The sequence below is a fragment of the Amycolatopsis sp. genome (assembly GCF_035546795.1).
Lineage (GTDB): Bacteria > Actinomycetota > Actinomycetes > Mycobacteriales > Pseudonocardiaceae > Amycolatopsis_E.
Map to the genome: position 1 here is coordinate 54599 of NZ_DASZWC010000057.1, position 24632 is coordinate 79230.

At 71.0% G+C, this 24632-nt stretch carries 23 protein-coding genes; 16 read left to right on the forward strand and 7 right to left on the reverse strand.

Annotated elements, in window-relative coordinates; translation table 11 throughout:
* Positions 1-208 precede the first annotated feature (208 nt).
* The 4 genes from VHD82_RS29500 (at position 209) to VHD82_RS29515 (ending at position 3680) form a co-directional block, all read left to right on the forward strand.
* Positions 209-841 carry a TetR/AcrR family transcriptional regulator gene (locus VHD82_RS29500; RefSeq protein ID WP_325711317.1) on the forward strand — a complete coding sequence of 211 codons (633 nt, stop codon included), beginning with the start codon at positions 209-211 and terminating at the stop codon, positions 839-841.
* Positions 838-1695: a homocysteine S-methyltransferase gene (gene mmuM / locus VHD82_RS29505; protein ID WP_325711320.1), complete on the forward strand. Its 858-nt coding sequence runs from the start codon at positions 838-840 to the stop codon at positions 1693-1695. The genes VHD82_RS29500 and mmuM overlap by 4 nt, the downstream gene beginning before the upstream one ends.
* A gap of 160 nt (positions 1696-1855) precedes the next feature.
* Positions 1856-2665, forward strand: a complete 810-nt coding sequence (locus VHD82_RS29510) for an SAM-dependent methyltransferase (RefSeq protein WP_325711323.1) — start codon at positions 1856-1858, stop codon at positions 2663-2665.
* 109 nt (positions 2666-2774) lie between these two features.
* On the forward strand, positions 2775-3680 hold the full coding sequence (locus VHD82_RS29515) for a PAC2 family protein (RefSeq protein WP_325711330.1): 906 nt from the start codon (positions 2775-2777) through the stop codon (positions 3678-3680).
* Positions 3681-3689: 9 nt separating this feature from the next.
* Here the strand turns inward: VHD82_RS29515 and VHD82_RS29520 are convergent, their stop codons facing one another.
* Both VHD82_RS29520 and VHD82_RS29525 read right to left on the reverse strand, forming a co-directional pair.
* The gene (locus VHD82_RS29520) at positions 3690-4787 is read right to left on the reverse strand and encodes a glycoside hydrolase family 3 N-terminal domain-containing protein (RefSeq protein ID WP_325711333.1); all 1098 of its coding nucleotides are present in this window, start codon (positions 4785-4787) and stop codon (positions 3690-3692) included.
* Between the two features lie 42 nt (positions 4788-4829).
* Positions 4830-6191 carry a carboxylesterase/lipase family protein gene (locus VHD82_RS29525; protein ID WP_325711336.1) on the reverse strand — a complete coding sequence of 454 codons (1362 nt, stop codon included), beginning with the start codon at positions 6189-6191 and terminating at the stop codon, positions 4830-4832.
* A 90-nt stretch (positions 6192-6281) separates the two neighbouring features.
* On the opposite strand from VHD82_RS29525, the gene hmgA reads away from it, so the two are divergent.
* A complete protein-coding gene (hmgA, locus tag VHD82_RS29530) occupies positions 6282-7598 on the forward strand; it encodes a homogentisate 1,2-dioxygenase (RefSeq protein WP_325711339.1) in 1317 nt (438 codons plus the stop codon).
* A gap of 5 nt (positions 7599-7603) precedes the next feature.
* Positions 7604-8359: an SDR family oxidoreductase gene (locus VHD82_RS29535; protein WP_325711527.1), complete on the forward strand. Its 756-nt coding sequence runs from the start codon at positions 7604-7606 to the stop codon at positions 8357-8359.
* A 42-nt stretch (positions 8360-8401) separates the two neighbouring features.
* Here the strand turns inward: VHD82_RS29535 and VHD82_RS29540 are convergent, their stop codons facing one another.
* The 3 genes from VHD82_RS29540 to VHD82_RS29550 all read right to left on the reverse strand — a co-directional run bounded on the left by VHD82_RS29540 (position 8402) and on the right by VHD82_RS29550 (position 9958).
* Entirely contained in the window at positions 8402-9037 is a 636-nt protein-coding gene (locus tag VHD82_RS29540; RefSeq protein WP_325711342.1) for a type IV toxin-antitoxin system AbiEi family antitoxin domain-containing protein, read from the reverse strand.
* A gap of 112 nt (positions 9038-9149) precedes the next feature.
* Positions 9150-9629, reverse strand: a complete 480-nt coding sequence (locus VHD82_RS29545) for an SRPBCC family protein (RefSeq protein ID WP_325711345.1) — start codon at positions 9627-9629, stop codon at positions 9150-9152.
* Positions 9626-9958, reverse strand: coding sequence for a metalloregulator ArsR/SmtB family transcription factor (locus tag VHD82_RS29550; protein ID WP_325711348.1), 333 nt, complete (start codon positions 9956-9958; stop codon positions 9626-9628). Before VHD82_RS29550 ends, VHD82_RS29545 begins: the two co-directional genes overlap by 4 nt.
* 159 nt (positions 9959-10117) lie before the next feature.
* Between VHD82_RS29550 and VHD82_RS29555 the strand changes: the two genes are divergently transcribed.
* The 3 genes from VHD82_RS29555 to VHD82_RS29565 all read left to right on the forward strand — a co-directional run bounded on the left by VHD82_RS29555 (position 10118) and on the right by VHD82_RS29565 (position 12181).
* A complete protein-coding gene (locus VHD82_RS29555) occupies positions 10118-10891 on the forward strand; it encodes a VOC family protein (protein ID WP_325711351.1) in 774 nt (257 codons plus the stop codon).
* The gene (locus tag VHD82_RS29560) at positions 10888-11400 is read left to right on the forward strand and encodes a sigma factor-like helix-turn-helix DNA-binding protein (protein ID WP_325711354.1); all 513 of its coding nucleotides are present in this window, start codon (positions 10888-10890) and stop codon (positions 11398-11400) included. Before VHD82_RS29555 ends, VHD82_RS29560 begins: the two co-directional genes overlap by 4 nt.
* 82 nt (positions 11401-11482) lie before the next feature.
* Positions 11483-12181: an SDR family oxidoreductase gene (locus VHD82_RS29565; protein WP_325711357.1), complete on the forward strand. Its 699-nt coding sequence runs from the start codon at positions 11483-11485 to the stop codon at positions 12179-12181.
* Here VHD82_RS29565 and VHD82_RS29570 read toward each other — a convergent pair.
* The gene (locus tag VHD82_RS29570; protein WP_325711360.1) at positions 12178-12939 is read right to left on the reverse strand and encodes an SDR family NAD(P)-dependent oxidoreductase; all 762 of its coding nucleotides are present in this window, start codon (positions 12937-12939) and stop codon (positions 12178-12180) included. The genes VHD82_RS29565 and VHD82_RS29570 overlap by 4 nt on opposite strands.
* A gap of 9 nt (positions 12940-12948) precedes the next feature.
* Positions 12949-13947 (reverse strand): acetamidase/formamidase family protein, encoded by a 999-nt coding sequence (locus tag VHD82_RS29575; protein WP_325711364.1) that lies wholly within the window; start codon positions 13945-13947, stop codon positions 12949-12951.
* Positions 13948-14053: 106 nt separating this feature from the next.
* On the opposite strand from VHD82_RS29575, the gene VHD82_RS29585 reads away from it, so the two are divergent.
* From VHD82_RS29585 to VHD82_RS29620, 7 genes are all read left to right on the forward strand, one after another.
* On the forward strand, positions 14054-16150 hold the full coding sequence (locus VHD82_RS29585; RefSeq protein ID WP_414637592.1) for an IclR family transcriptional regulator domain-containing protein: 2097 nt from the start codon (positions 14054-14056) through the stop codon (positions 16148-16150).
* 1146 nt (positions 16151-17296) lie between these two features.
* Positions 17297-18268: a glutamate ABC transporter substrate-binding protein gene (locus tag VHD82_RS29595; RefSeq protein WP_325711366.1), complete on the forward strand. Its 972-nt coding sequence runs from the start codon at positions 17297-17299 to the stop codon at positions 18266-18268.
* A complete protein-coding gene (locus VHD82_RS29600) occupies positions 18184-19470 on the forward strand; it encodes a hypothetical protein (protein WP_325711368.1) in 1287 nt (428 codons plus the stop codon). The genes VHD82_RS29595 and VHD82_RS29600 overlap by 85 nt, the downstream gene beginning before the upstream one ends.
* Positions 19467-21677 (forward strand): serine/threonine-protein kinase, encoded by a 2211-nt coding sequence (locus VHD82_RS29605; protein WP_325711371.1) that lies wholly within the window; start codon positions 19467-19469, stop codon positions 21675-21677. The genes VHD82_RS29600 and VHD82_RS29605 overlap by 4 nt, the downstream gene beginning before the upstream one ends.
* Complete coding sequence (locus tag VHD82_RS29610; protein ID WP_325711374.1) at positions 21677-22669, forward strand: PP2C family serine/threonine-protein phosphatase; 993 nt, start codon at positions 21677-21679, stop codon at positions 22667-22669. Before VHD82_RS29605 ends, VHD82_RS29610 begins: the two co-directional genes overlap by 1 nt.
* Positions 22662-23960, forward strand: a complete 1299-nt coding sequence (locus VHD82_RS29615) for a VWA domain-containing protein (protein ID WP_325711377.1) — start codon at positions 22662-22664, stop codon at positions 23958-23960. The genes VHD82_RS29610 and VHD82_RS29615 overlap by 8 nt, the downstream gene beginning before the upstream one ends.
* A complete protein-coding gene (locus VHD82_RS29620) occupies positions 23960-24625 on the forward strand; it encodes an FHA domain-containing protein (protein ID WP_325711380.1) in 666 nt (221 codons plus the stop codon). The genes VHD82_RS29615 and VHD82_RS29620 overlap by 1 nt, the downstream gene beginning before the upstream one ends.
* The last annotated feature ends 7 nt before the right edge of the window (positions 24626-24632 follow it).

Below are 24632 nucleotides of genomic sequence, written 5' to 3' on the forward strand. Positions count from 1 at the left end.
GACACCACCCACCGTCGCTCCTTGCGACACAAGAGAAAAAGCGCCCCCGCGGGCAGGCAGGCTCCAGGATGAACGGGGATCCGTAGCCCAGCCGCCAGTTGAGAGGGCGGCTGGGAGGGGAGGCGGCCTGCTGACGCGGCCCACCCCGGCGCAAGCCGCAACCCTTTCCGTGCGGCGCCAGGGATTTTCTGCGATTACCATGGGACCCGTGACGTCGAGCCCCGCGGCCGCCCCACCGCGCAACGCCTTCCGCGAGCAGCAGCGGAAGGAGGCACACGAGCGCTACCTGGTCTGCGCGCGAACGGTTTTCCAGCGGCTGGGCTATCGCGGGGCCACGGTCGCGGACATCGTCACCGAGGCCAACGGCAGCCGCGCCACCTTCTACGCGCACTTCCGCGACAAGGCCGACATCGCGGCCTGCCTGTTCGAACGTGCGCTCCCGCCCGGCGCGGCGATGTACCGGCGCACGGCGGATTTCCCGGAGCTGACAAGGGAACGCGTGCGGTCCTGGCTGGACGGGCACGTGCTGGAGTTCTGGAGCCGCTACCGGGTCGAGATCGACGTGATCAACCACGCGATCGCCGCCGACCCCGAGGTGGCCGCGCGCCACTACCGCTGGATCACCGACGCCGCCCGTGAACTGGAGCCGTACCTGCTGCGCTGGACGGGCGAGCAGGCCCAAGTGGGGCTCACCCGCGCTTCGCTGCTGGTGCTGCAGCTCGAACGGCTCTGCTACCACTGGCTCGTACGCGGGGTCGAGCACGACCGCGAGATGCTCCTCGATATCCTCGCCGACCTCTGGTACCGGGAATTGGTGCTGCTGCGCGAAGGGCCGCCATGATCCTGCTCGACGGCGGGCTCGCCACCGAACTCGAGGCCCGCGGTCACGACCTGTCCGGCGCGCTGTGGTCCGCCCGGCTGCTCGCCGAGGATCCGCAGGAGATCATCGCCGCGCACGAGACTTTTTTCCGTGCCGGCGCGGACGTCGCCATCACCGCGAGCTATCAGGCCAGCTTCGAGGGCTTTGCCGCGCAAGGATTCGAGCCAGAGCAGACGGCGGTGTTGTTGCGCCGCAGCGTCGAGCTGGCGCGGCGGGCGCGGGAGCTCGTCGGCGGCACGCGCTGGGTCGCGGCGTCGCTCGGGCCGTATGGTGCCATCCTCGCCGACGGGTCGGAGTACCGCGGCCGCTATGGGCTCAGCGTCGGATGGCTCACCGGGTTTCACCGCGCCCGCGCGGAAATCCTGGCCGAGGCGGGGCCCGATCTGTTCGCGCTGGAGACGGTGCCGGACATCGACGAGGCGGTCGCGATGCTCGCCGCGATCGACGGGCTCGGCGTGCGGGCGTGGCTGTCCTACACGATCGAAGGCGACCGCACCCGCGCCGGGCAACCGCTGGCGGAGGCGTTCTCCGTCGCGGCAGGCGACGAGCGGATCGTCGCGGTCGGGGTCAACTGCTGCGCCCCTGAGGACGTCGGGCCCGCGCTGGAGATCGCGCGCCAGGTGACGGGCAAGCCCGTGATCGCGTACCCGAACAGCGGCGAGGTGTGGGACGCGGCGGCGCGGCGGTGGACCGGCGGCTCGCGGTTCCGGCCCGAGCTGCTGGCCGGGGCCGACCTCGCCGGAGGCTGCTGCCGTGTCCGCCCGGCGGACATCGCCCGGCTTCGTCACACGATGGAGACCGTCGCCGGTCACTGAACGTCAAACCCCTCTCGTCTGTTTCGCCTGATCAGTCGGTTGGCAGAAGCAGCGCTCACCAGGGCACCACAGTGCGCTCGGGCGCGGTAGACTTTTCGACCTGCACGGCTGAAGATCAGTCACCGGACGGTGAAATCCGGCTGGAGGAGGCGCACCGAAAGTGGTATCGCCGACCGAGATCGCCCAGTTGCCGGCTGTGGACGATCCGGGCGTGCTCGCGCGCATCCGGGATCACTGGCTCGACGGGACCGACAACGAACAGGTCCACCGTGATCTCGGGGAACGGTTCGTGGTCTGCGCCCCGCACCTGCCCTACCTCGTGCGCGCCGAACGCCGGATGCTCGGCCGCATGGTGCGCTACCTGGTGAGCCAGGGGGTCCGCCAGTTCCTCGACCTGGGTTCGGGCATCCCGTCCGCCCGGCACGTGCACGAGGTGGCCCAGGAGGCCGAGCCGGCGTGCCGGGTGGTCTACGTCGACCGCGACCCCGGCCTGTGGCAGGACGGTGTGCGGCTGCTGGCAGGTAACGACAACGCCGCGTACGTGTGTGCCGATCTGCTCAATCCGGGTGACGTCTGGCAGTCCCCGGAGGTCCAGCGCCTGCTGGACCCGGCGCGGCCCACCGCCGTGCTGGTGATCGAGACCCTGGCGTACCTGCCGGACCTGCAGGATCCGGACGAGGTGCTCGAGGGCTTCGTGGGCCCGCTCGCGCCGGGCAGCTACCTGGGCCTTTCCCATTTCACGCCGAGCGATCAGGTCGACGACTGGTGGGCGCTCTACACCAAGATGTTCGGCCCGCCGCCCTCGGTCACGATGCGCCCACCGGAGCGGCTGGCCCAGTTCTTCACCGGGCTGGACCTGGTCGAACCGGGCCTGGTCCCAGTCCCGCTGTGGCGGCCGGACGTGGCGCCCGACGGTGACCGCAACCCCGAGCGCGCCCAGGTCTACGCCGGTCTCGCGCGCAAGCGCTGAGCCGACCGTCCCTTGTGGACTGACCTGCGGTGACGTGCTCGCGGGATGAAACGATCGCCCCCGTATGTTCATGCCTTAGAGGGATGCACGTACGAAGACGCAGGAGGCTGTGGTGTTCGATCCGGAGGATCTTTACGAGGTGGACTCCGAGCTTCCCGAACTGACCGGGGCGGTGCTGCTGCACCAGCTGGACGGGTTCATGGATGCCGGGATGGCGGGCAAATCGGTCAGTGAGCACCTGCGCGCGCGGCTGGACTCGACGGTGGTGGCCCGGTTCGACGTGGACCGGCTCATCGACTACCGGGCACGGCGCCCCACCATGACTTTCGCGGCCGATCACTGGGCGTCCTTCGCCGCGCCCGAGCTCGCCGTCCGCCTGTTCCACGACGAGGCGGGCACCCCGTTCCTGTTGCTGGACGGGCCGGAGCCGGACCACGAGTGGGAGCGTTACGCGTCCGCCGTGCGTAGCCTGGTGGAGCGCTGGGAGCTGCGGATGGTGGTGCACTACCACGGGATTCCGATGGGCGCCCCGCACACGCGGCCGCTCGGCGTGACGGCGCACGCCACCCGCGCGGAGTTGATCGGCGAGTACCAGGCGGTGCTCAACCGGATGCAGGTGCCGGGCAGCGCGGCGGCGCTGGTCGAGCTACGGCTGGGGGAGTCGGGGCACGACGCCGCCGGTTTCGCCGCGCATGTGCCGCACTACCTCGCGCAGTCCCAGTACCCGGCCGCGGCGCTGACCCTGCTCGGTTCGGTGACCCGGATCGCGGGGCTGTCGGTGCCGGACGAGGGGCTGGCCGAGGCCGCCCGGCGCACCGACGAGGAGATCGAGCGCCAGGTCGCGGAGTCAGACGAGGTGGCCGAGGTGGTGCGCGCGCTGGAACGGCAGTACGACACGTTCGTCGAGGCGATGGACCGGAAGAACCTGCTCGCGGACGAGACTTCGATGCCGACGGCCGAGGAGCTGGGCGCGGAGTTCGAACGTTTCCTCGCCGAACAGCAGGGCGGCGAGTAGGCCTCCGGCTCAGCCCAGGCTGCCGCGCAGCGCGTCCACCCGGTCCGCGGCCGCGGTGAAGTCGGCCTCGTTCAGCTGACCGGACTGCAGCGCGCTTACCATGGCGTCGGCCGCGTCGTCACCTTGGGCGGCGTCGCGGGCCGAGGCGAGGATGAGGTCCATCCCGGCGCTCGCGGCGGCCACCGCGCGCGGGCCGGTGGCGCCGTAGGCGCGCAGCGAACCTGCCTCCAGCGCGTCGGTCACCGTCACGCCGCCGAAGCCCAGCCGACCGCGCAGTTCGTCCCGCACGACCTTGGCCGAGAGCCCGGCCGGGTGGCCCGCGTCCAGCGCCGGATAGGTCGCCCAGGACACCATGACCAGCTTGACCCCGGCCGACAGCGCCGCCGGATAGGGCGCTTCGTCGACATCCCGCAGTTCCTGCAGCGGCACGTTCATGGTCACCGCCGTCTCGTCGGTGTTCTGGTCGGCCGTCGCGGAGCCGAGGCCGGGGAAGTGCTTGGCGGCGGCCGCCACCCCGCCCTGCTGCTGCGCGGTGATGAACGCCTTGCCCAGATTGCCCGCCACGGCGGGGTCCTTGCTGTAGGAGCGGCCGTACTGGTCGTCGAAGTCGCCCTCGGTCCGGTAGACGTCGAGAACCGGGGCCAGGTTGACGTTCATCCCGGCGCTCTTGAGGTTCTGCGCCGCGCCGGTGCCGGCCTGCGTAGCGGCGGCGACGGGATCCGCCGACGCGCCGATCTGCTTCTCCGACAGGGTGGGCTCGCCCGGCAGCCGCCGCACCTTCCCGCCCTCCTGGTCGGTCATCAGCAGCAGCGGCTGTTTCACCGGACTGGCCGCGTTCGCCGCGTCGAGCTGTGCGATCACCGAAGCGATCTGCTGCGTGCCGGAGATGTTCTCGCCGAAGAAGATCACCCCTGCCGCCTCGCCCGTGCGGATACGGTCCAGCAGGCTCTGCGGCGGTGTCAGCCCGGGATAGGAATAGATCACCCGCTGGCCGGCGAGCTGGCGCGGGGTCAAGGACGCCGCCGCGTGTGACGTGCCGGTCAGCGCGAACATCGCGCCCAGCGCGATGGCGACGGCGACCCGTGCCCAGCGACCGAGACTGCCCATCTGGCACATCCTCCGGGAATAGGCGGCGGAGTGCCTGACACCCTACCCCCGCGCGGCCGCCGGGGAAACTTCATGGTCCGGACCACTGGCCCGCCAGCGGAAACCCGGCGCGGCACCGGGGGAATGTGCCCGCCAGCCCGGGAAACCGGTGCGGGTGAAGGAAATCCAGGCCTGCCGCAGCCGGTGCCCGAGATCGGACAACTCGTCCCATTCGGTGCCGGCCAGCATCGGCGCGGCTGCCCAGGATTCGGCGTCGCCGAACAGGAACGGCAGGTCGATGCAGTGGCAGGCACCGAAACCCGACCCCGGCGCGGACCAGTCGAACCGGTAGCTGAACACTTTCCCGCCCGCGGCGACGAGCCTGTCCGCGAACTTACGGGACGGTGTCTCGAAGACGAACTTGGTGACGGCCTTCTTGGCGCCGTCGAGTCCCTTGCGGACCGGGGAAAACGCTTCCAGCGGGGCCAGTTCCGGTTTGCCGTTGAGGAACGCGTTCATTTCGTCCCTGGTGGTCCCGATCAGCACGGCCACGTCGTGGGCGCGGGCGGCCGCGTCGCCGAGCCAGCGCGCGGAGCCGGGCAGGGGTTCGGTGTCCGCGGCCGGGCAGAACGGCGGGACCGAGTACAACCCGCCGGGGCCGGCCGCCCGTGCGATCGCTTTCGCCTGTGCGGCAAGGATTTCCGGCACCGTCGCGGTGCGCGGATCGGCGCGCAGGGCGGCGGTGAAAAAACGTGCGGTGCGGTCGGCGGTGCGCTTCCCGGCGATGCCGAGCCCGAGCGGCGCGCTCTGCACGATCGCGCGGTGGAACAGGCCCCTGGCGGCCGGCGCGGCCATCAGGCAGACGATGGAATGCGCCCCGGCGGACTGGCCGACCACGGTGACCGCCGCGGGATCCCCACCGAACGCCTCGATGTTGTCGCGGACCCACCGCAGCGCGGCGATCTGGTCGAGCAGGCCGAGATTCCCGGGCGAGACCCCGTCGAGCTTCAGGTAGCCCAGCGCGCCGAGCCGGTAGTTGATGCCGACGAACACGACCTCGCCCTCGGCGGCGAGCCGGCGGCCCTGGTAGAACTGCATCGCGGCCGAACCCGTGACGTAGGCGCCGCCGTGGATCCACACCAGCACCGGTTTTTTCGGCCCCGCCGTGCCGGAGGTGAGCACGGTCAGGTTCAGGCAGTCCTCGCTCTGTGGTGCGGGCGGTGGTTCGCCGGTGACGGAGCCGGGGCGGAACGGCGGCTGCGGGCTCATCGGGCCGTGCCGGGTCGCGTCGCGGACGCCGGTCCACGGCGGCGCGGGCTCGGGCGGGGCGAACCGCGCCGCCCGCGCGTAGGGGATGCCGCGATAGGCGGTCAGCCCGTCCTCGCCGGTCTCACCGCGAAGCTGCCCGCCACTGATCGTCACCACGCCACCCACTGTAATGCCCCGCGGTTGACGGCATGGTCGCTCGGGACGACGCTGGCCACGGCGGATCCATCGAAGTGGGGGTGCACGGAGATGACGAGCACGGCCGAACCGCGGCTTTGGACGGCACTGGAGTATTCGGCGGGGTTCGGCAACGAACACCACAGCGAGGCGGTGCCGGGGGCGCTGCCGGACGGCCGGAATTCGCCACAGCGGGCGCCGCTGGGGCTCTACGCCGAGCAGCACAGCGCCACCGCGTTCACCGAGCCCCGCGCGCACAACCGGCGCAACTGGGTGTACCGCATCCGGCCGTCGGCGGCGCATCCCCGGTTCCGCCCGATCGAATCGCCGACGCTGCTCAGCGCCCCGGTGCCGGGCGGGGTCGCGGACCCGAACCGGTTGCGCTGGAACGCCCCACCGCTGCCGCGGCGGCCGACGGACTTCGTCGACGGGCTGTACACCATCGGCGCCAACGGAGATGTGTTGCAGCGCAGTGGGATCGCCATCCACTGGTATGTCGCGAACACGTCGATGACCGACCGGTACTTCGTGGATGCCGACGGCGAACTGCTGCTGGTGCCCGAACTCGGCGGCCTGCTGATACACACCGAGTACGGGCGGCTGCGCGTGGACCCGGGGGAGATCGCGGTGATCGGCCGCGGGGTGCGGTTCACCGTGGCGCTGCTGGACGAGCACGCGCGCGGCTACGTCTGCGAGAACTACGGGCGGCCGTTCACCCTGCCGGAGCTGGGCCCGATCGGCGCCAACGGCCTGGCCAACCCGCGCGATTTCCTTTACCCCGTCGCGGCTTTCGAGGACCGCGAGGAAACCGTCCAGGTGGTGCAGAAGTTCGGCGGCAGGCTGTGGGCCGCCGACTACGACCACTCGCCGCTGGACGTCGTCGCGTGGCACGGCAGCCACGGCGCCTACAAGTACGACACGGCGCGGTTCAACGTGCTGGGCACGGTCAGCTACGACCACCCGGACCCGTCCATCTACACCGTGCTGACCTCGCCGACGGACACTCCCGGCCAGGCGAACGCGGACTTCGTGGTCTTCGCGCCGCGCTGGCTGGTCGGCGAGGACACCTTCCGCCCGCCGTACTACCACCGCAACGTGATGAGCGAGTTCATGGGGCTGGTCAAGGGGGTCTACGACGCGAAGGCCGAGGGTTTCGTGCCCGGCGGGGCGAGCTTGCACAACATGTGGTCGGCGCACGGGCCGGACGCGGAGACCTTCGAGAAGGCCAGCAACGCGGAGCTGGCGCCGCAGAAGGTCGACGACACGCTGGCGTTCATGTTCGAGACCCGCTTGCCGGTGGTGACCACCGAGGCCGCGCGCGAAGCGGCGCATCTGCAGCCGGACTACGACTCGGTGTGGCGCGGCGTGCGGCGCAACTTCGCCCGGTGAACGGAATGTCGTTGCGGGACAAGGTCTGCGTTGTCACAGGCGGCGCGGGCAGTATCGGGCTGGCGACGGCCGCGCTGTTCGTCGGGCACGGGGCGCGCGTGCTGCTCGCCGACCTGAACGAGGACGAACTTCGTGCCGCGGTGGGCGAACTGGGGGAGGCGAACGCGGCCTACCAGGTCGCCGACGTCACCCGGGAGTCCGATGTGGAGGGTTACGTGCGGGCGTCGGTTTCGCGCTGGGGCGGGATCGACGTGCTGGTCAGCAATGCCGGGAACACCGGTGAAATCGCGCCGGTGACCGAATATCCCACCGACGTGTTCGACGCGGTCTACGCCGTGCACGTGCGAGGGGCGTTCCTCGCGTGCAAGCACGGATTGCCCGCGATGCGCGACAACGGTTCGATCATCATCGCTTCCAGCGTCGCCGCGCTGCGCGGGGATCCCGGCGTTTCCGCCTACATAGCCGCGAAACACGCACAGATCGGCTTGATGCGCTCGGTGGCGAGGGAGGCCGCGCCGCGCGGGATCCGGGTCAACACCATCCATCCCGGCCCGGTGCGCAACTCTTTCCAGACAGGGCTGGAAGAACGGCTGAGCAAGGTGCTCGGCCGCGACGCCACGGCCTTCTTCGACGAGTCGATCCCGCTGGGCCGGCACGCCAGTGCGGCGGAGATCGCGCGATCGATGCTGTACCTCGCGTCGGACCTGAGCAGTTTCACCACGGGCACGACGCTGGTCGTGGACGGCGGGATGAGCGCCTGAAGCCCGGACACGGTAACCGTGCCCGGGCTTGACGGAAAGCGCTTACACCTGTTGCAGGATCCGGTCCAGCGCACCGAGCCGGCGCTGCGCGCTGGCGAGGCTGTACAGCACGTGCGGGTCGGCCTTGCCGATGAGTGCCGTGATGCCGTCCTGCGCGCTGTCCGGACGGCCGCCCAGTTGCGGATACGCCGCCAGGTCCAGCAGCGTCTGCTCCACCGTGGTCACCCAGCCGTTGCCCATCGAGCTGGTGTACCGCTCGATCTTCAGCCGGCGCGGGTCCCGGCGGACGAAGGAGACCGTGGCCTCCCGGTCGGTGAAGCGCAGCGTGGGCCGGTTGCGGGTGGTGGCCACCACGCCGACGCCCGGCGAATCCTCGTATGCGCCATGTGCCTGCGCCGCGGAGAGCCCCATCAGGGCAACCGATCGCGGCCCGTCATCGGCCGCCGCGATGCCCCAGCACGCCGCCTCCAGCTCCGGCAGCCATGCCGTGCCTATCGCGTCGTGCGGGACTATCGCGTAGTACCCGGGCGCCAGCCGGTGCAGCAAGCCGCCTTCGGCGAGCCGCGCGAGCCCTGGATGCTCGGGAAGCGGGAAATCTTCGTGTTCCGCCGCGGGAACCACTCGGACGGCGCGCCGCAGCAGGGCCGGCAAAGGGTCGTGCACTACCTGACGTGTCATATCCATCACCCTCGGTAGAGGGTACGGGGCACGCGGCGAGACTGACAATTCACCGGAAGGGCGAAAAACCCGGGCACCGTCCACTGTGGAGCCTCACGGCTTGCGCACGTTCTCAGTCCACTGGCACCTTCACGAGCAGTTCCGCCATCCGTTCGTACGAGCGGACCGCGCCGGCCTCCATACCGGCCGCGATCATGCCGTCGCGATCCTCCAGTGACTGGAACACCGACGTGCCCGTGACCCGCGTGCGCCCGCCGAGATCGGTGAAGCGCATGGTTTCCAGGAGCACGTGGCCGGGGGCGCCCTCGTATTCGAAGGTCTGCACGATCCGCTCACCGGGCACCGCGTCGTGGTAGACGCCGTGGAAAGCGTGCTGCCCACCGTCCTCGGCTGTCTGCACGAAGCGCCAGCGGCCACCGTGGCGGACCTCCATCACCTCGACGTCGGTGGTGTATTCGTCCGGCCCCCACCATTCGGGGATCAGGGCGGGGTCGGTGTAGGTGCGGTAGACCAGTTCGGCCGGCGCGTCGAACTCGCGGGTCACGGTGATGACGGGCTGGCCCGCGACGGCGGTCAGTTCGGTCTGGGTCATGACGATTCCTCTCGCTGGATTTCCTTGATCTTGCGGTCGAGCCGGTCGAACCGGCCCTGCCACATCCGCCGGTGGCCCTCCAGCCACTCGGTGACCACGGCCAGGCCGGCTTCTTCCAGCCGGCAAGGGCGGGACTGCGCGTCCCGGCCGCGGCTGATCAGGCCCGCGTTCTCCAGCACCTTGAGGTGCTTGGAGACGGCCTGGACGCTGATCTCGAACGGCTCGGCCAGCTCGTTCACGGTGGCCTCGCCCGCCGTTAGCCGGGCGAGGATCGCGCGCCTCGTCGGGTCGGCGAGTGCGGCGAAGGTGGTGCTGAGCTGGTCGGCCATCCTTATTCAACCTTCTAGTTGTTCAACTGGAAGGTTTAGTATGCGAACCGGCCCGCTGCGTGTCAAGCGGCAACTAAAGGCATTTAGGCCCTAACTGGAAGACCGCCGGGCAGGCACTCTCGACCGGGGAGGGCTTGTCCGCTCGGAAGGTGGTCAGTCGTGGATAAGGCGGAGTACGAACCCGGCACGCCGTGCTGGGTCGATCTGATGACGACCGACGTCGAGGCGTCGGCCGGGTTCTACCGGGAGCTGTTCGGGTGGAACGTCGTGGACCAGGGGGCCGAATTCGGCGGCTACCGGATCTGTGACCTCGGCGGCAAGCCGGTCGCCGGGATCGGGGCCGCGCAGGCGGGGATGCCGCCCGCGTGGCTGACCTACGTCGCGGTGCAGGACGCCGATGTCGCCACGAAGGCGGTCACCGCGGCCGGCGGGCAGGTTCTCGCCGAGCCGATGGAGATCCCGCGGCGCGGCCGGATGGCGGTGTTCGCCGATCCCGCCGGCGCGGTGTTCGGGGTCTGGGAGCCGCGCGGGTTCACCGGCGCGGCCCTGGTCAACGAGACGGGCACGCTGGGCTGGAACGAGCTGGCGACCCGCCGGACCGACACCGCGGGGACCTTCTACCACGCGGTGTTCGGCTGGGAGCCGGCCGAACAGCGGATGGGCGAGATGAGCTACACCGAGTGGAAGCTCGGCGGCACCAGTATCGGCGGCATGATGGCGATGGATCCCGCCATGCCCGCCGAAGTCCCGTCCTACTGGTCGGTGTACTTCATCGTGGACGACGCCGACGCGACCGTGGCCAGAGCGACGGAGCTGGGCGGCGGGGTCGTCGTACCGGCGACGGACATCCCGCCGGGCCGGTTCGCGGTGCTGACCGATCCGCAGGGTGCCGCGTTCAGTGTCATCCGGCCGAACCCGATGCCCGGTGCGTGATCGTGCTGAACGACGCGGCAGGCGATTCCGTGGCGACCTCGTCGGGACAGTCCGAACTCGACCGGCTGGCACGTGATGCGGGCGGTGGTGACCCGGAACTGATCGCGCGGCTGGTCGCCGCGGTGAGCCCCATTCTGGTGCGGTACTGCCGCGCCAGAATGGGGCGCCGCGAGGGCTCGTACCAGGAGGCCGACGAGGTCGCCCACGAAGCGGGGCGCGCCGTGCTCGTGGCCGTGCCGGGCTACGACGGCAGCCCGTTTCTCCGTCTGGTGCACGAGATCGCGGTGCGGACCGTGGACGAGCTCGCGCCGGGGCCGGCGGCGCCGCCTGCCGGGACGGAGCTGATGGAACTACTGCCCGCGCTGCCCGCGCTGGACCGCGACATCGTGATGCTGCGCGTCGGCACCGGTCTGTCCACAGAGGACACCGCGACCGTGCTGGGGCTGAGCCCGGGCCAGGTCCGGCTGGCGCAGCACCAGGCGCTGCTGCGGTTGCGCTCGATGCTCTGAGGCGCGGTGCCGTGACCTCCGGCGATCGAGTTGACTTTTCCAACTGACTGGGTAGGTTCGGTAGATGAACCTAGGAGGTCGGATGGAGATCGCGGGAAGTGTCGCGGTGGTGACGGGTGCCAACCGGGGGTTTGGCCGGAAACTGGCGGAGGAGCTGCTGGCGCGGGGCGCCTCCGTGTACGCGGGGGCGCGTGACCCGGGGTCGATCGATCTGCCCGGTGTCACGCCGATCGCGCTGGACATCACCGATCCCGCGTCGGTCGCCGCCGCGGCGGAGGCGGCGCCGGATGCCACGTTGCTGATCAACAATGCGGGCAGCTGGACCGGGGCGGGGTTGCTGGACGGGCCGTTCGAGGACCTGCGGCTGGAGATCGACACACACTTTTTCGGGACTCTGTCGATGATTCGGGCCTTCGCGCCGGTGCTCGCCGCGAACGGCGGTGGCGCCGTGCTCAACGTGCTGTCGGTGCTGTCGTGGATCAGTTTCCCGGCCTCCGGTGCGTATTCGGCCGCGAAAGCCGCCGAGTGGTCGCTGACGAACACGCTGCGCCAAGAACTGGCGGAGCGGGGAATCCGGGTGAGCGGGCTGCACGTCGGGTACATGGACACCGACATGGCCGCGGGCGTCGAGGCCCCCAAGAGCGACCCGGCGGCCGTGGCGAAGCTCGCAATCGACGGCCTCGCGGCGGGTGACTACGAGATCCTCGCCGACGACGTGAGCCGCACCGTGCGGGCCGGGCTCGCCGGCGGGGTTCCGGCGCTGTACCCGGCGCTCGCCTAGAGCTGGATCCCGCGGGTGAGCGCGCCGTCGACGACCAGGTTCGTGCCGGTGATGAACGAGGCCCGCGGGCTGGCGAGCATCGTCACGGCGCAGGCCACTTCCCCGGGCCTGCCCATCCGGCCGGTCGGGTTCAGCGCCAGTGCCTGGTTGTACAGCTCCGGGTTGCCGTTCTTGGCGCGCTCCCAGATGCCGCCCGGGAAGAAGACCTTGCCGGGGGAGACGCTGTTCGCCCGGATTCCCTTGTCCGCCAGCTGGAAAGCCAGGCTCTGGGTGTGGTGGACCAGCGCCGCCTTCAGCGAACCGTAGGCCGGGGCGGCGAAATCGACCTCGCGGCCGGACACGCTCGAAACCACCACGATCGACGCCGCTTCGCTCTTTTCGAGGAACGGCATTGCGGCGTCGATCAGGTGCACGGTGTGCATCAGGTCGACCTCGAAGCTCGCCTGCCACTTCCGCTCGTCCGGGCCGATCGCCAGCGCGCTCACATTGGCGACCACGATATCCAGCCCGCCCAGTGCCTCCGCCGATTCGCGGACCCACGCCGCCAGTGACGGCCCGTCCGCCACGTCGACCGCGCCGCCGACGGCTTGCGTGCCCGCGTCGGTGAGCTCCACGACGGCGGCTTCGACATCGGCCTCCGTGCGGGCGCAGAAGGCGATCGCGGCGCCCTCCGCGGCGAGGGAATCCACGATCGCACGGCCGATTCCCCTGGTGCCGCCGGTGACCACGGCGCGCAGACCCGTCAGCTGGAGATCCATCGTGTGCTCCTAAAGATTCGCGGCCTGCTCGCGGAGGTACTGATGCATACCCTGGTACGCCTGCGCGGCCGGGAGCAGGTTCTTCGGGATCTTGGTGACCGCGCTGTAGTTCGCGTCCACCACGTTCGCCAGCGGCGCCTTGCCGATCTGGGTGAGCAGCTGGTAGGCGTCGAGCCGGTGCAGGCCGTACAGCTCGTGCAGCCAGTCGATCATGCCGGCCTGGCCGGCCCGCCACGCGTCCTCCAGCGGCCGCGACGAGCCGACCACGATGTAGTTCTCGTCCTGTTCGATCCGCGGCCACACCGGGGCGTGTCCCTTGATCAGCTCGACGATCAGGGTCACGTTCATCGCGCCCTCCACCGCCGTGCCGCACGCTTCTCCCTCGCCCTGGCGGTAATGCCCGTCGCCCACCGAGAACAGTGCGCCCGCCACGTTCACGCCGAGGTAGCAGGTGGCTCCGGCGCGCATCTCCGGCGAGTCCATGTTGCCGCCGAACTTGTCCGGCACCAAGGAAGTGCGCACTTCGCGGCCGGCCGGGGCGACGCCGACGGTGCCCAGCATCGGCTCCAGCGGGAGGTCCAGCCGGAGCCCTCCGCGCAACGCCTCGAACACCACGACCTCGCGTTCGCGGTCCAGCTGGTAGATCCACGTCAGCTCGGGCAGCGGCTCGTGCAGCAGGGCGGTACGGTCGGTGCCGGTCAGCCCGCCGAAGAACGGGATCGTGGCCGACGCCGCCCAGTCCCTGGCCGGTTCCAGCTCGACGAAGTGCAGGGCCAGGGTGTCGCCCGGCTCCGCGCCTTCGACGTGGAACGGCCCCGTCTGCGGGTTCACCTCGCTCATGTCCAGCCGCTCGCTGGGCCGGTCGGCGGGGCTGCGCAGCCTGCCGCCGAACGCGTCCTCCGTCCACAACCGCAGGCATGTGCCGGGGGCGACGTGGCGGACCGGAGCCACGCCGCCGAACGTCCAGGCGTACTGCTCACGCTGCGGCCGGAACTCCACGACGTCCATGCAGGTGATCCTTCTCCCCGCCCGCCGCCGCTGACAAGTCCCCGGCCCCGCGATCATCCTAAGTGGACATCCGCTGACCCCTCGCCCGGCGGGGGAGGATGGGGCGGTGGTGAAGACTGCGAACGGCGAATCGGTGCTGGGCCGGGTGGTCCGCATGTTCGAGGTGTTCGGCCCGGACGTGCCCGCGCTGAGCGCGTCTCCGAACTGGCCCGCCGGGCCGACCTGCACGTCGCCACGGCTTCGCGGATGGTCGACCGGCTCGCCGGCTACGGCTGGCTGCACCGCGACGCCGACCGCAAGGTGCGGATCGGCGTGCGGTTGTGGGAGCCGGCGGCCCGGGCTTCGCCGACGCTGCCGCTGCGCGATGCCGTTCATGGAGGATCTGCACGCCGTGGTCGGCCTCCACACCCAGCTCGGGGTGCTGGAGGGCGACGAAGTGCTGTTCCTGGAACGGTTGTCCGGCCGCGACGCGGTCATCAGCCTCACCCGCATCGCCGGGCGGCCGCCGCTGCACGCGTCGTCGTCCGGGCAGGTGCTGCTGGCGTTCGCGCCGGCGGACCAGCAGGAGCGGGCCCTCGGCGGCACGCTGCGCGCATACACCTCTCGCACGCCCACCGACCCGAAGGAACTGCGCGCCCGGCTGGCCGCCATCCGCCGTGCCGGTTATGCCTTGTGTGCCGGCCATATCGACGAGCGTGCGACCGGGATCGCCGTGCCGTGCACGCTCCGTGCCGAGACGTGGTGGCGGCGCCGGGCGTGGTGGTGCCCAACGATGCCAACGCCAGGATGCAGGTCGCGGCGTTGCGCGCGGCGGCGTTGGGCATTTTCCGCTCGCTCGATAGATGAGAATCGCGTAGGGCGGGCGGCCGTCGCCCGTCGGTCCTCGGTGCATCCGCTTTTCCGAGGAGCATCGACGACGGTCGACTTGCGGGTCGTGGAGAAAACCGTGGTGGCCGAAGGGGTTGTGACTCTCACACTGGCGTCTTCCGGCGGAGGACGGTTACCGGACTGGGCCCCCGGCGCGCACGTGGATCCGGTGCTGCCAGCAGGATCGTGCATCAGTACTCGCTGTGCGGCGACCGCGGGGACGCTTTCCGTTACCGGGTGGGCGTGTTGCGTGAACCGGCCGGACCACGCCGCTGCTGCCGATACTGCACCAGGCGACCCGGCTCGGTGTCCGCTGGCGGTTGCTCCACGGCGGCCGGGCCCGGCAATCGATGGCCTTCCTGGCCGACCTCGAACCCATGGCGATCGGGTCTGCGTGCGGCCGCGGGACGAATACGGCTTGCTGGACCTGGATTCCTGGCTGACCGCGCTCGCGCCGGGCACGAAGGTCTGTTGCTGTGGCCCGGAACCATTGCCGTCCGCGGTGGAGGAACGCCGCGCCGGACGGCGGCCCGGCCTGCTGCGGACGGAGCGTTTCGTGCCGAGGCAACAGAACGCGCCCTCGAAACTGCGCGACGCCGGCCCGGTCGTGCACCTGGATCGTGCCGCGCTCACCGGCTGGCAGGATTTCCAGTCCGCCGCCGGGGTGGGCCAGGGCAGTTGCTGGAGGCCGATCCGCCCTGGCATGACGCGCCGCGCGGTGCTGTCCAGGATCCTCGGGCCGCGTGCGTTGCGGAAACTGCGCGTCGCGACGGGTTCGGCGCGGCGATCCGGGCCGCCGACCACGGCGACGTTCTTCCGCACGGACCCGTCGGCGCACGTCGGCTTCGGGATGGGCATCCACCAGCGCGTCGGCCGGCATGTGGCGCGGCTGGAGGCCGAAGCATTGCTCACCGCATCGGCCGCCAGGGTGCGTACGATCGAACTTGCCGGGACGACCCGGCGCCACCACGACAACACGCTGTGCGCGTGGGAATCGATTCCCGTGGCCGTCACCCGCTGGCTTTGTTCCCCCGGATCGGGCAACGTGATCACATGTCGGCACCGATCTCGCGGCGATCCGAGGTCAACCCGTAACTCGAACGGCTCAGCCGACGATGCTGACCGGCAAGGGCACGAGAGGGCGGAGCGGCGTTGGGGGTCACGATCACAGCACCGGGGGGCCGGATATGACCGCGATCCTGGCCAGCAGGCCGGTTCGGGAAGCGTCGGCACTGGCCCGCACCACGCCGGGAATACTCACCGCGTTCGGGCTGGTACTCGTTGTCGTCAGCCTGCTCGCCGGCCTGTTCACCGCGTTGTCGGTGCAACAGCGTGACGCGGCGCTGGACAGCCTCGCCACCCGCAGCGGGCCACTCACAGCGGCGGCGGAGGAGATCTACCGTTCGCTGTCCGACGCCGACGCGACGGCCACCGGTTCCTTCCTGGCAGGCGGGCTCGAATCCACGGCGTCCCGGCAGCGCTACGAGAACGATGTCGCGCAGGCGGGCAACGCGCTCGCGATCGCCATCGCCGCACGGGATCCCGCGGACGTGACAGCGCCGGGCAGCCCGCTCGCCGCCCTGTCCGGGCAGCTGCCCGTCTACACCGGGCTGGTCGAAACGGCGCGCGCCGACAACCGCCAGGGCCTTCCGCTGGGCGCGGCCTATCAGCGCGAGGCCTCCAACCTTATGCGCACCCAGCTCCTGCCCGCGTCGGAAGCCTTGTACCGCTCGGAAAACGACCAGCTCACCGCGGACCAGAACCAGGCGGGCGCGTTCCCGTGGGCGGAAGTGCTGCTGGCCCTGGTGGTGCTGGCGCTGCTCGTGGTGGCGCAGGTTTTCCTGCGGCGCCGGACGAACCGGGTGTTCAACGCGGGCCTGCTGGTCGCCACCATCGCTTCGGTCGTCTCGCTGCTGTGGGTGCTGATCGCCTCGATCGGCGCCATGTCGGCGGTGAGCGAGAGCCGCTCGGCAGGCTCGGCGCAGGTCGATGTCCTTGCCAGAGCACAGATCGCGACACTGGCCGCGCGCTCGGACGAAACCCTCACCCTGGTCGCGCGCGGCGCGGGAAGCGCCTACCAGGACGACTACGTCAAGGTGCGCGCCCAGCTGGACAGCCTGTTGTCCGATGCGCGGGCGCGAGCCACCGACGACGCTGTGCGGACTCCGCTCGACCGGGCCGCCACGGACAGCAAGACGTGGGCGGACGCGCACGTCGAAATCCGGGCGGCCGACGACTCCGGCGACTACACCACCGCCGTGCAGAAAGCCAATGACACCGGGCAGAACGGTGCGGCGGGCGCGTTCGACCGGCTCGACGCCGATCTGCGCGCCGCGATCGACAGCACGCGCGCCACCTTCGGCGCGAAGCTGACGGACGCGAGCGACGCGCTGGCGGGCGCCGTCGCGGCCGTCAGCGTGCTCGCGATCGTCGTGGCCGCCGGTGCCGCGGCCGGGATCTGGCGACGGCTGAAGGACTACCGATGAAACGCATCGCAGGCGCGCTGGTCTTCGCCGCACTGGTACTGACCGGCTGCTCGACGGTTTCGCTCACCACGATTCCCACCGTGCCCGCGCAGGTGCCCGCCCCGGGCGGCGCGGCGGCGGCCACCGCCCCGGGCGCGCCCGCCGCGCAGAACTGTGGTGACCTGCTCGCTTCGTACCGGCCGCTGGACCCGATGCCCGGCCCCGGCCAGATGCCGGCAGGCTCGACGATGGCGAAGATCGTGCAGCGCGGGAAGCTGATCGTCGGGGTCGACCAGAACACCCTCAACATGGGCTTCCGCGACCCGTTCACCGGGCAGATCCAGGGTTTCGACATCGACATGGCGCGCGCCATCGCCCAGGCGCTGTTCGGCGATCCGGACGCGATCCAGCTCCACGCGCTCACTTCCGACCAGCGCATCCCGGCGCTGCAGCACGGGGACGTGGACCTGGTGGTGCGCACCATGACCATCACCTGCGACCGGATCAAGCAGGTCAACTTCTCCTCGGTCTACTACGAGGCACAGCAGCGCATCCTGGTCCGCAAGAACTCCGGGATCACCGGCAGTGAGCAGCTCGGCGGCAAGAAAGTGTGTGCCACCAAGGGATCCACGTCGCTGGCCCCGATACAGGCGCTGCCGTCGAAACCGGCGACCGTGGCCGTCGCCGACTGGACCGACTGCCTCGTGATGCTGCAGCAGGGGCAGGTCGACGCCGTGTCCACCGACGACGTCATCCTGGCCGGGATGGCCGCGCAGGACCGCTACACCGAGGTCGTCGGTGGCTCGCTCGGCCCGCAGCCGTACGGGATCGCGATCCCGCTGCAGAACGTCGATCTCGTGCGGTTCGTGAACGGCGTGCTCGACCGGGTCCGCACGAACGGCACGTGGACGGCGTCGTACGAGAAGTGGCTGGGCGGGCTGCTGCCCGGCGCGACCCCGGCCCCGCCCGTGCCGCGCTACCGGAGCTGATCGGCGTGCTCGACACCGACGAGGCCGACCGCGTGCTGGCGGAGCTGGGCGCGGAAAGCGACCGGATGGCCGACGCGCTGCTGGCGATGGACACCCACCCCGGCCAGCGCCTGCTGACCGGCACCCTGACCGGGGTGACCCAGCGGCGCTGGGAGGAGGCGAGCGCGGCGATGAGCGTGCTCTGGGAGCAGTTCTCCCGCCATCGCGCGCTGCTGGATCAGGCCGCGGAAGTCCGGGCGCGCAAGCAGAAACCCGGGCCTGCCGAGCTGGGGGAGCTGACGGGGCTGCTCACCGGCCCGGTGGTGGAACTGGGCGCGGAGCAGCTGCCGATCGACCAGCGGAGCCTGACCGGGCCGGCCGTGGTCGCCGAGCGGGTCACGCTCGGCGAGCTGGTCGAGCGGATGAAGAAGTCCTACGCCCAGGTGGCCGAGGTGCTCGCGGCGGCGGAAAAGGCCTGGGACACCACGGTCGCCCGGCTCGACCCGCTGGACACGGACCTGCGCGAGGCCCGGCGGCTGGCGGGTTCGCTCGAGGTGGCCGAACCGGAGCTGGCCCGGATCGCCGAGGAGCTGGCCGAGTTCCGGCGCAAGGCGCTGACCGACCCGCTCGCCGCCGCGGTACGGCCGCCGGAACGGCTCGCCGTACGTCTCGCGGACATCCGGTCGGACCTGGAAAAGCTCGCCGCGGTGCGGGAAAATTACGAGGAACGGCGGCAGCGCCTGGAAGACAGGGTGGCCGAGCTGGTGGCGTTGCGGGCCGAGACGCGGGCGGTGCACGAGACGGTGCTGGAGAAGATCGCTTCGCCGGGCCTGCGGCCGCTGCCGGATCCGGCGCGTGGCCTCGGCGGCCGGCTCGCCGCGCTGCCGCAGCTGTGGCGGGAGGGGCGCTGGAAAGCGCTTTCCGGCACGCTGGACGAGCTGGACCGTGACGTGGCGGCGGCCCTGGCCGGGCTGCGTGACGAGCTGGCCCAGCGCACCGGGCTGCTCGACCGCAGGCTGGAGTTGCGCGGGCGGCTGGACGCCTACCGCGCCAAGGCGGGTGGCCTCGGCTTCGGTGAGGATCTGGCGCTGTCCGGGCTGCATCGCAAGGCGCACGAACAGCTGTACACGATCCCCTGTGATCTCCAGGCGGCGACGGTGGCCGTGAACGAATACCGGAAGGCACTGCACGAAGCGAGCGCCGGCACGGAGGAGAAACGATGAGCGCGTGTCCCCGCGGCAACTGCGGCGGCGAGATCGACGAGGACGGCTTCTGCGACACCTGTGGCCTGGAGGCGCCTTCGCCGGCCGGCGCCGTGAGCTCCTCGTCGAGCCGGAGCACGCCGTCGAGCCGTGGCGCGTCGTGGACAGGGCCGACCTCGGTTTCCTGGAGCACGCCCACGTCCGCCTCCTCACGGCCGTCCCGCCGGTCCACCCGCGGCACCAGCCGCAACCTGCTCGGGCGCGGCGTGATCGAGGTGCCGGGCGTGCCCAAGCGCGACCCGCGCGAGGCCGTGCTCAAGGACCCGCAGGTGCCGGAGAGCAAGCGGTTCTGCAGTGTCTGCAACTCCAAGGTCGGCCGCGGCCGCGACGGGAAACCCGGCCGTGTCGAGGGTTTCTGCCCCAAGTGCGGGCACGGGTTCTCCTTCACCCCGAAGCTCGTGCCCGGCGAGATGGTGCACGAGCAGTACGAGGTGGCCGGCTGCCTCGCGCACGGCGGGCTCGGCTGGATCTACCTCGCGGTGGACCACCAGGTGGCCGACCGCTGGGTGGTGCTCAAGGGCCTGCTCGACACCGGTGACGCCGACGCGATGGCCGCCGCGGTCGCGGAAAAACGGTTCCTGGCGCAGATGGAGCACGCGGCGATCGTGCGGATCTACAACTTCGTCGAGCACCGCGAGACCGGCTACATCGTGATGGAGTACGTCGGCGGCACCTCGCTCAAGGACATGATCAAACAGCGGCGGGAACAGCTGGACCCGACGGCCTGCCTGCCGCTGACCCAGGCCATCGCCTACACCCTGGAGCTGCTGCCCGCGCTGGGCTACCTGCACTCGAACGGGCTGGTGTACTGCGATTTCAAGCCCGACAACGCGATCCAGGTCGAGGACCAGCTCAAGCTGATCGACCTCGGCGCGGTGCGCCACGCCGACGACCAGCACAGCGCCATCTACGGCACGACCGGTTACCAGGCCCCGGAAGTCGGCAAGGAGCTGCCTTCCGCGGTGTCCGATGTGTACACCGTCGGCCGCTCGCTGGCGGTGATGACGTTCCCGTTCGACTTCCACACCGCGTACCGGGATTCGCTGCCCACCCCGGACGAAGTGCCGCTGCTGGCCGAGCACGAGTCGTTCTACCGGCTGCTGCGCCGCGCCACGCACCGGGATCCGGAGCTGCGCTTCGCCTCCGCGGAGGAGATGCGGGACCAGCTCGAAGGCGTCTTCCGCGAGGTGGCCGCGACGGAGGACGGCCAGCCGCGGCCGGGGCCCTCGACCGAGTTCACGCCCGAGCGCCGCACGTTCGGGGTGCGCGGGACGCCGTCCGGGGCCGAGGTGGCGGCTTCGCTGCCGGTGCCGCGGGTGGACCTGACCGACCCCGGCGCGGCGGTGCTGGCCGGGCTGGCCGAGACCGATCCGGCCGCGCTGGCCGAGGACCTGGCCGCGTCGCAGGTGAAGAGCGTCGAGATCCAGCTCCGGCTGGCCCGCGCGCAGATCGAGCTCGGCGAGTTCGGCCAGGCGCGCAAAACCCTCGGCAGGGCGAACGTGGGGCCGGGGGACTGGCGGGCCGAATGGCATCGCGGGCTCGCGTCGATGGCGGAGGGGAAGCCGGACCAGGCGCGGCAGGCGTTCGAGGCGGTGTTCGACCTCGTGCCCGGTGAGGTGGTGGTCAAGCTCGCCATCGCGGCCTGCGCGGAGGCGGCCGGCGACCTCGTGGAGGCCGACCGCTACTACCGTGTCGTCTGGCGCACCGACCGCGGGTTCATCAGCGCCGCGTTCGGCCTGGCCCGGTCGCTGCTGGGCCGGAACGGGCGGGCCGAGGGAGTGGACGTGCTGGAGTCGGTGCCCGAGACGTCGAGCCATTATCTGACGGCGCAGCTGGCCGCGATCCGGGCCCGTACCGGGATCAGCCGCGCCGACGGACTGTCCGAAAAGGACCTTTCGGTGGCCGGTGACCGGCTGGCGCGGCTAGACCTCGACGAGTTCCGGCGCGCCAAGGCGACCCGCGATCTGCTGGAGTCCGCTCTGGACTGGGTGCGGGCCGGGCAGGGCGCGGGCTCGGAGAAGGTGCTGGGCTACCGGATCGAGGAGAGCGATCTGCGCCGCGGGCTGGAGAACTCGTACCTGCGGCTGGCCCATCAGTCCGACAATCGCCGGGAGAAGATCACGTTGGTGGACAAGGCGAACACGGTCCGGCCGAGGACCTGGTTCTAGTGGCGTCCCGGTACTGCCCCGATTGCGGGGAGGCGGCCGGCGAGGGCTTCCGGTTCTGCGAGAACTGCGGGGCCGCGCTGCGTTCACGCCGCACCCCCGAAGGCGGTCCGCTCGGGCCGGTGGCGCCGGGGTGCGTGTCGTGCGGGGAAACCGTTTCCGCCGACGGGTTCTGCGAACAATGCGGCCGGGCGCAGCCGACGGGCCGGGACCGGATGGAGTTCGACCTCGGTTTCGTCGCCGGGGTCAGCGATCGTGGCCGCAGCCGGGTGCGCAACGAGGACTCGATGGCCTTCGCCACGCTCGGCCCGAAAAACGCGCCGGAACATATCGTGGCCGTGGTGTGCGACGGAGTCGGCTCCACCGAGCGGGCCGACGAAGCCTCCCAGGCCGCGGTGGACGCGGCCCTGGCGGCCTTCCTCGACGCGCTCGGCGACGGCCGGGATCCGTACGAGTCCACAGTGGACGCTGCGGCGGCGGCGTTCGCCGCCGTGCGCGGCCTGGCCCGGTCCGATTCTCCGGACCTGGCGCCGTCTTCGACTTTCGTTTCGGCGGTCGTGACGGCCGGGGAGGTCACGGTCGGCTGGATCGGCGACAGCCGCGCGTATTGGCTCTCCGGCGGCACTTCCCGGCAGCTGACCACCGACGACACCTTGTACGCGCAACTGCTCGCGGCGGACGTGCCCGAGGAGGAGGCGGCCGCGGAGCCGAACGCGCACGCGCTGGTGCGCTGGGTCGGCGCCGACGCGCAGGAGCGGCTGCCCAACGTGCTCACGCTGCCCGCCGACACGCCCGGCACGCTGGTGCTGTGCAGCGACGGGCTGTGGAACTACCTGCCCACGGCGGAGAGTATCGCCGCGAAAACGCCGGACGCGCCGCCCTTGGCCGTCGCGGCCGAACTGACCGCCACCGCGCTCGCCGCCGGCGGCGGCGACAACATCACGGTCGTCGTGGTGCCCCACCCGTTCGACCAGCAGGGGAGCGCTGATGAGTGAGTTCGCAGTCCAGGTTTACCAGAACGAGTACCTGCCCCAGGACGCGACCGAGGTCAACGCGATCGTGACGGTGACGTCGTCCGGTGGCGGCGCCCCGGCAGCGGCGGCCGCCCCGGCGGCGGAAGTGATCATCGTCGACTGCTCGGGGTCGATGGATCACCCGAGAGCCAAGCTGATCGCCGCCAAACAGGCCACCGCGGCGGCCATCGACACCTTGCGCGACGGGGTTTCCTTCGCCGTCATCGCCGGGACGGACATCGCGCAGCTGGTCTACCCCAGGAAACTGGGCATGGCCGCGGCGAGCCCGTCGTCGCGGGCCGAAGCCAAGCGCGCGGTGGAGCGGCTGCAGGCCGACCGGGGTACGGCGATGGGGGAATGGCTGTTGCTGGCCAAGCAGGTGTTCGCCACCCAGAAAGGGCAGCTGCGGCACGCGATCCTGTTGACCGACGGGAAGAACGTGCACGAGAAAGCGTCCAAACTGGACCGGATCCTGGAGTCGGTGTCCGGGCATTTCGTGTGCGACTGCCGCGGGGTCGGCACCGACTGGGAGGTCAAGGAGGTGCGCAGGATCTCCGAAACCCTGCTCGGCTCGGTGGACATCGTGGCCGATCCCGACGGGCTGGAGGCGGACTTCCGCGCCATGACCACCCGGGCGATGGGCAAGGAGGTCGCCGACGTGGCGTTGCGGGTGTGGACCCCGCAGGGTGCGCAGGTGAAGTTCGTCAAGCAGGTCGAGCCTTCGCTGCTGGACCTGACCGGCCGCCGCACGGAGAACGCGCCCCGCAGCGGCGATTACCCGACTGGTGCCTGGGGCACGGAAAGCCGCGATTATCACGTGTGCGTGCAGGTGCCCGCCGCCGGCGTCGGGGACAAGATGCTGGCCGCGCGGGTGAGCCTCGTGGCGCCCGGCGGTGACGTGCTGGGCAAGGGCCAGGTGCTCGCGGTCTGGACCGACGACACCGCGCTCTCGACGAAGATCAGCCCGGAGGTCGCGCACTACACCGGGCAGGCCGAGCTGGCCGAGGTGATCGAGGAAGGCCTTGAGGCACAACGGAAGGGCAACATCGAGACCGCTACGGCGAAGCTCGGGCGGGCGGTGGCGCTGGCCAACGAGTCCGGGCACGAGGACACCGCGAAACTGCTCGCGAAGGTGGTGGATGTCGTCGACCCGGTGCGCGGGACGGTGCGGCTGAAGCGGTCGGTGAGCGCGGTGGACGCGATGACGCTGGAGAGCCGCTCGCAGGTGACCAAGCGTGTCGGCCGGTCCGGCTCCGGGGAAGGGGAGGGCTGATGCCCGTCTGCGCCCAGGGCCACGATTCGGCCGACGACGAGTTCTGCGACGTCTGCGGGCTGGCGTTCGAACACGCGACGGTCGCGGAACCCGTTGCCGCGCAACCGGAACCGGCGCCCGAGTCCCGGCCGTGCCCGGTCTGCGGGGCGAGCCTGGAAGCCCGGTTCTGCGAGAACTGCGGAGCGGATTCACTCGCTGCCACTGTTTCCCCGGAGGCCGCTCCGGCTCCGGTGGCGGCCGCCGGGCCGGTGGCGGCGCGGACCTGGTCGGTCACCGTGTCGGCCGATCGCGCGTACTTCGAGAAGGTCAAGGCCGAGGGCGGTCCCGACGCCGAGCCGATCGAGTTCCCGCCGTTCTGCCCGGAACGGCATTTCCCGTTGTCCGGCGCGCAGGTCACGGTCGGCAGGCGGAGCCAGAGCCGCGGCATCCTGCCGGACATCGACCTCACCGGCCCGCCCGAGGACGTCGGCGTGTCCCGGTTGCACGCGCTGCTCGTCGCGGGCCCGGCGGGCTGGTCCGTGGTGGACATGGGCTCGGCGAACGGCACCTACCTCAACCAGACGCACACCCCGTTGCCCGCCAACGAACCCCACCCACTCGCGGCGGGCGACGAGGTCCACCTCGGCGCGTGGACCACGCTGACTTTCCGGCCGGACGAGGGCTAGCTCCGGG

Bases quoted from the DNA above. Each gene is read 5' to 3' on its own strand.
- mmuM (WP_325711320.1), top strand. From the start codon at position 838: ATGATCCTGCTCGACGGCGGGCTCGCCACCGAACTCGAGGCCCGCGGT.
- VHD82_RS29615 (WP_325711377.1), top strand. From the start codon at position 22,662: ATGAGTGAGTTCGCAGTCCAGGTTTACCAGAACGAGTACCTGCCCCAG.
- VHD82_RS29605 (WP_325711371.1), top strand. From the start codon at position 19,467: ATGAGCGCGTGTCCCCGCGGCAACTGCGGCGGCGAGATCGACGAGGAC.
- VHD82_RS29540 (WP_325711342.1), bottom strand. From the start codon at position 9,037: ATGACACGTCAGGTAGTGCACGACCCTTTGCCGGCCCTGCTGCGGCGC.
- VHD82_RS29620 (WP_325711380.1), top strand. From the start codon at position 23,960: ATGCCCGTCTGCGCCCAGGGCCACGATTCGGCCGACGACGAGTTCTGC.
- VHD82_RS29595 (WP_325711366.1), top strand. From the start codon at position 17,297: ATGAAACGCATCGCAGGCGCGCTGGTCTTCGCCGCACTGGTACTGACC.
- VHD82_RS29520 (WP_325711333.1), bottom strand. From the start codon at position 4,787: ATGGGCAGTCTCGGTCGCTGGGCACGGGTCGCCGTCGCCATCGCGCTG.
- VHD82_RS29565 (WP_325711357.1), top strand. From the start codon at position 11,483: ATGGAGATCGCGGGAAGTGTCGCGGTGGTGACGGGTGCCAACCGGGGG.
- VHD82_RS29550 (WP_325711348.1), bottom strand. From the start codon at position 9,958: ATGGCCGACCAGCTCAGCACCACCTTCGCCGCACTCGCCGACCCGACG.
- VHD82_RS29575 (WP_325711364.1), bottom strand. From the start codon at position 13,947: ATGGACGTCGTGGAGTTCCGGCCGCAGCGTGAGCAGTACGCCTGGACG.
- VHD82_RS29535 (WP_325711527.1), top strand. From the start codon at position 7,604: ATGTCGTTGCGGGACAAGGTCTGCGTTGTCACAGGCGGCGCGGGCAGT.
- VHD82_RS29545 (WP_325711345.1), bottom strand. From the start codon at position 9,629: ATGACCCAGACCGAACTGACCGCCGTCGCGGGCCAGCCCGTCATCACC.
- hmgA (WP_325711339.1), top strand. From the start codon at position 6,282: ATGACGAGCACGGCCGAACCGCGGCTTTGGACGGCACTGGAGTATTCG.
- VHD82_RS29570 (WP_325711360.1), bottom strand. From the start codon at position 12,939: ATGGATCTCCAGCTGACGGGTCTGCGCGCCGTGGTCACCGGCGGCACC.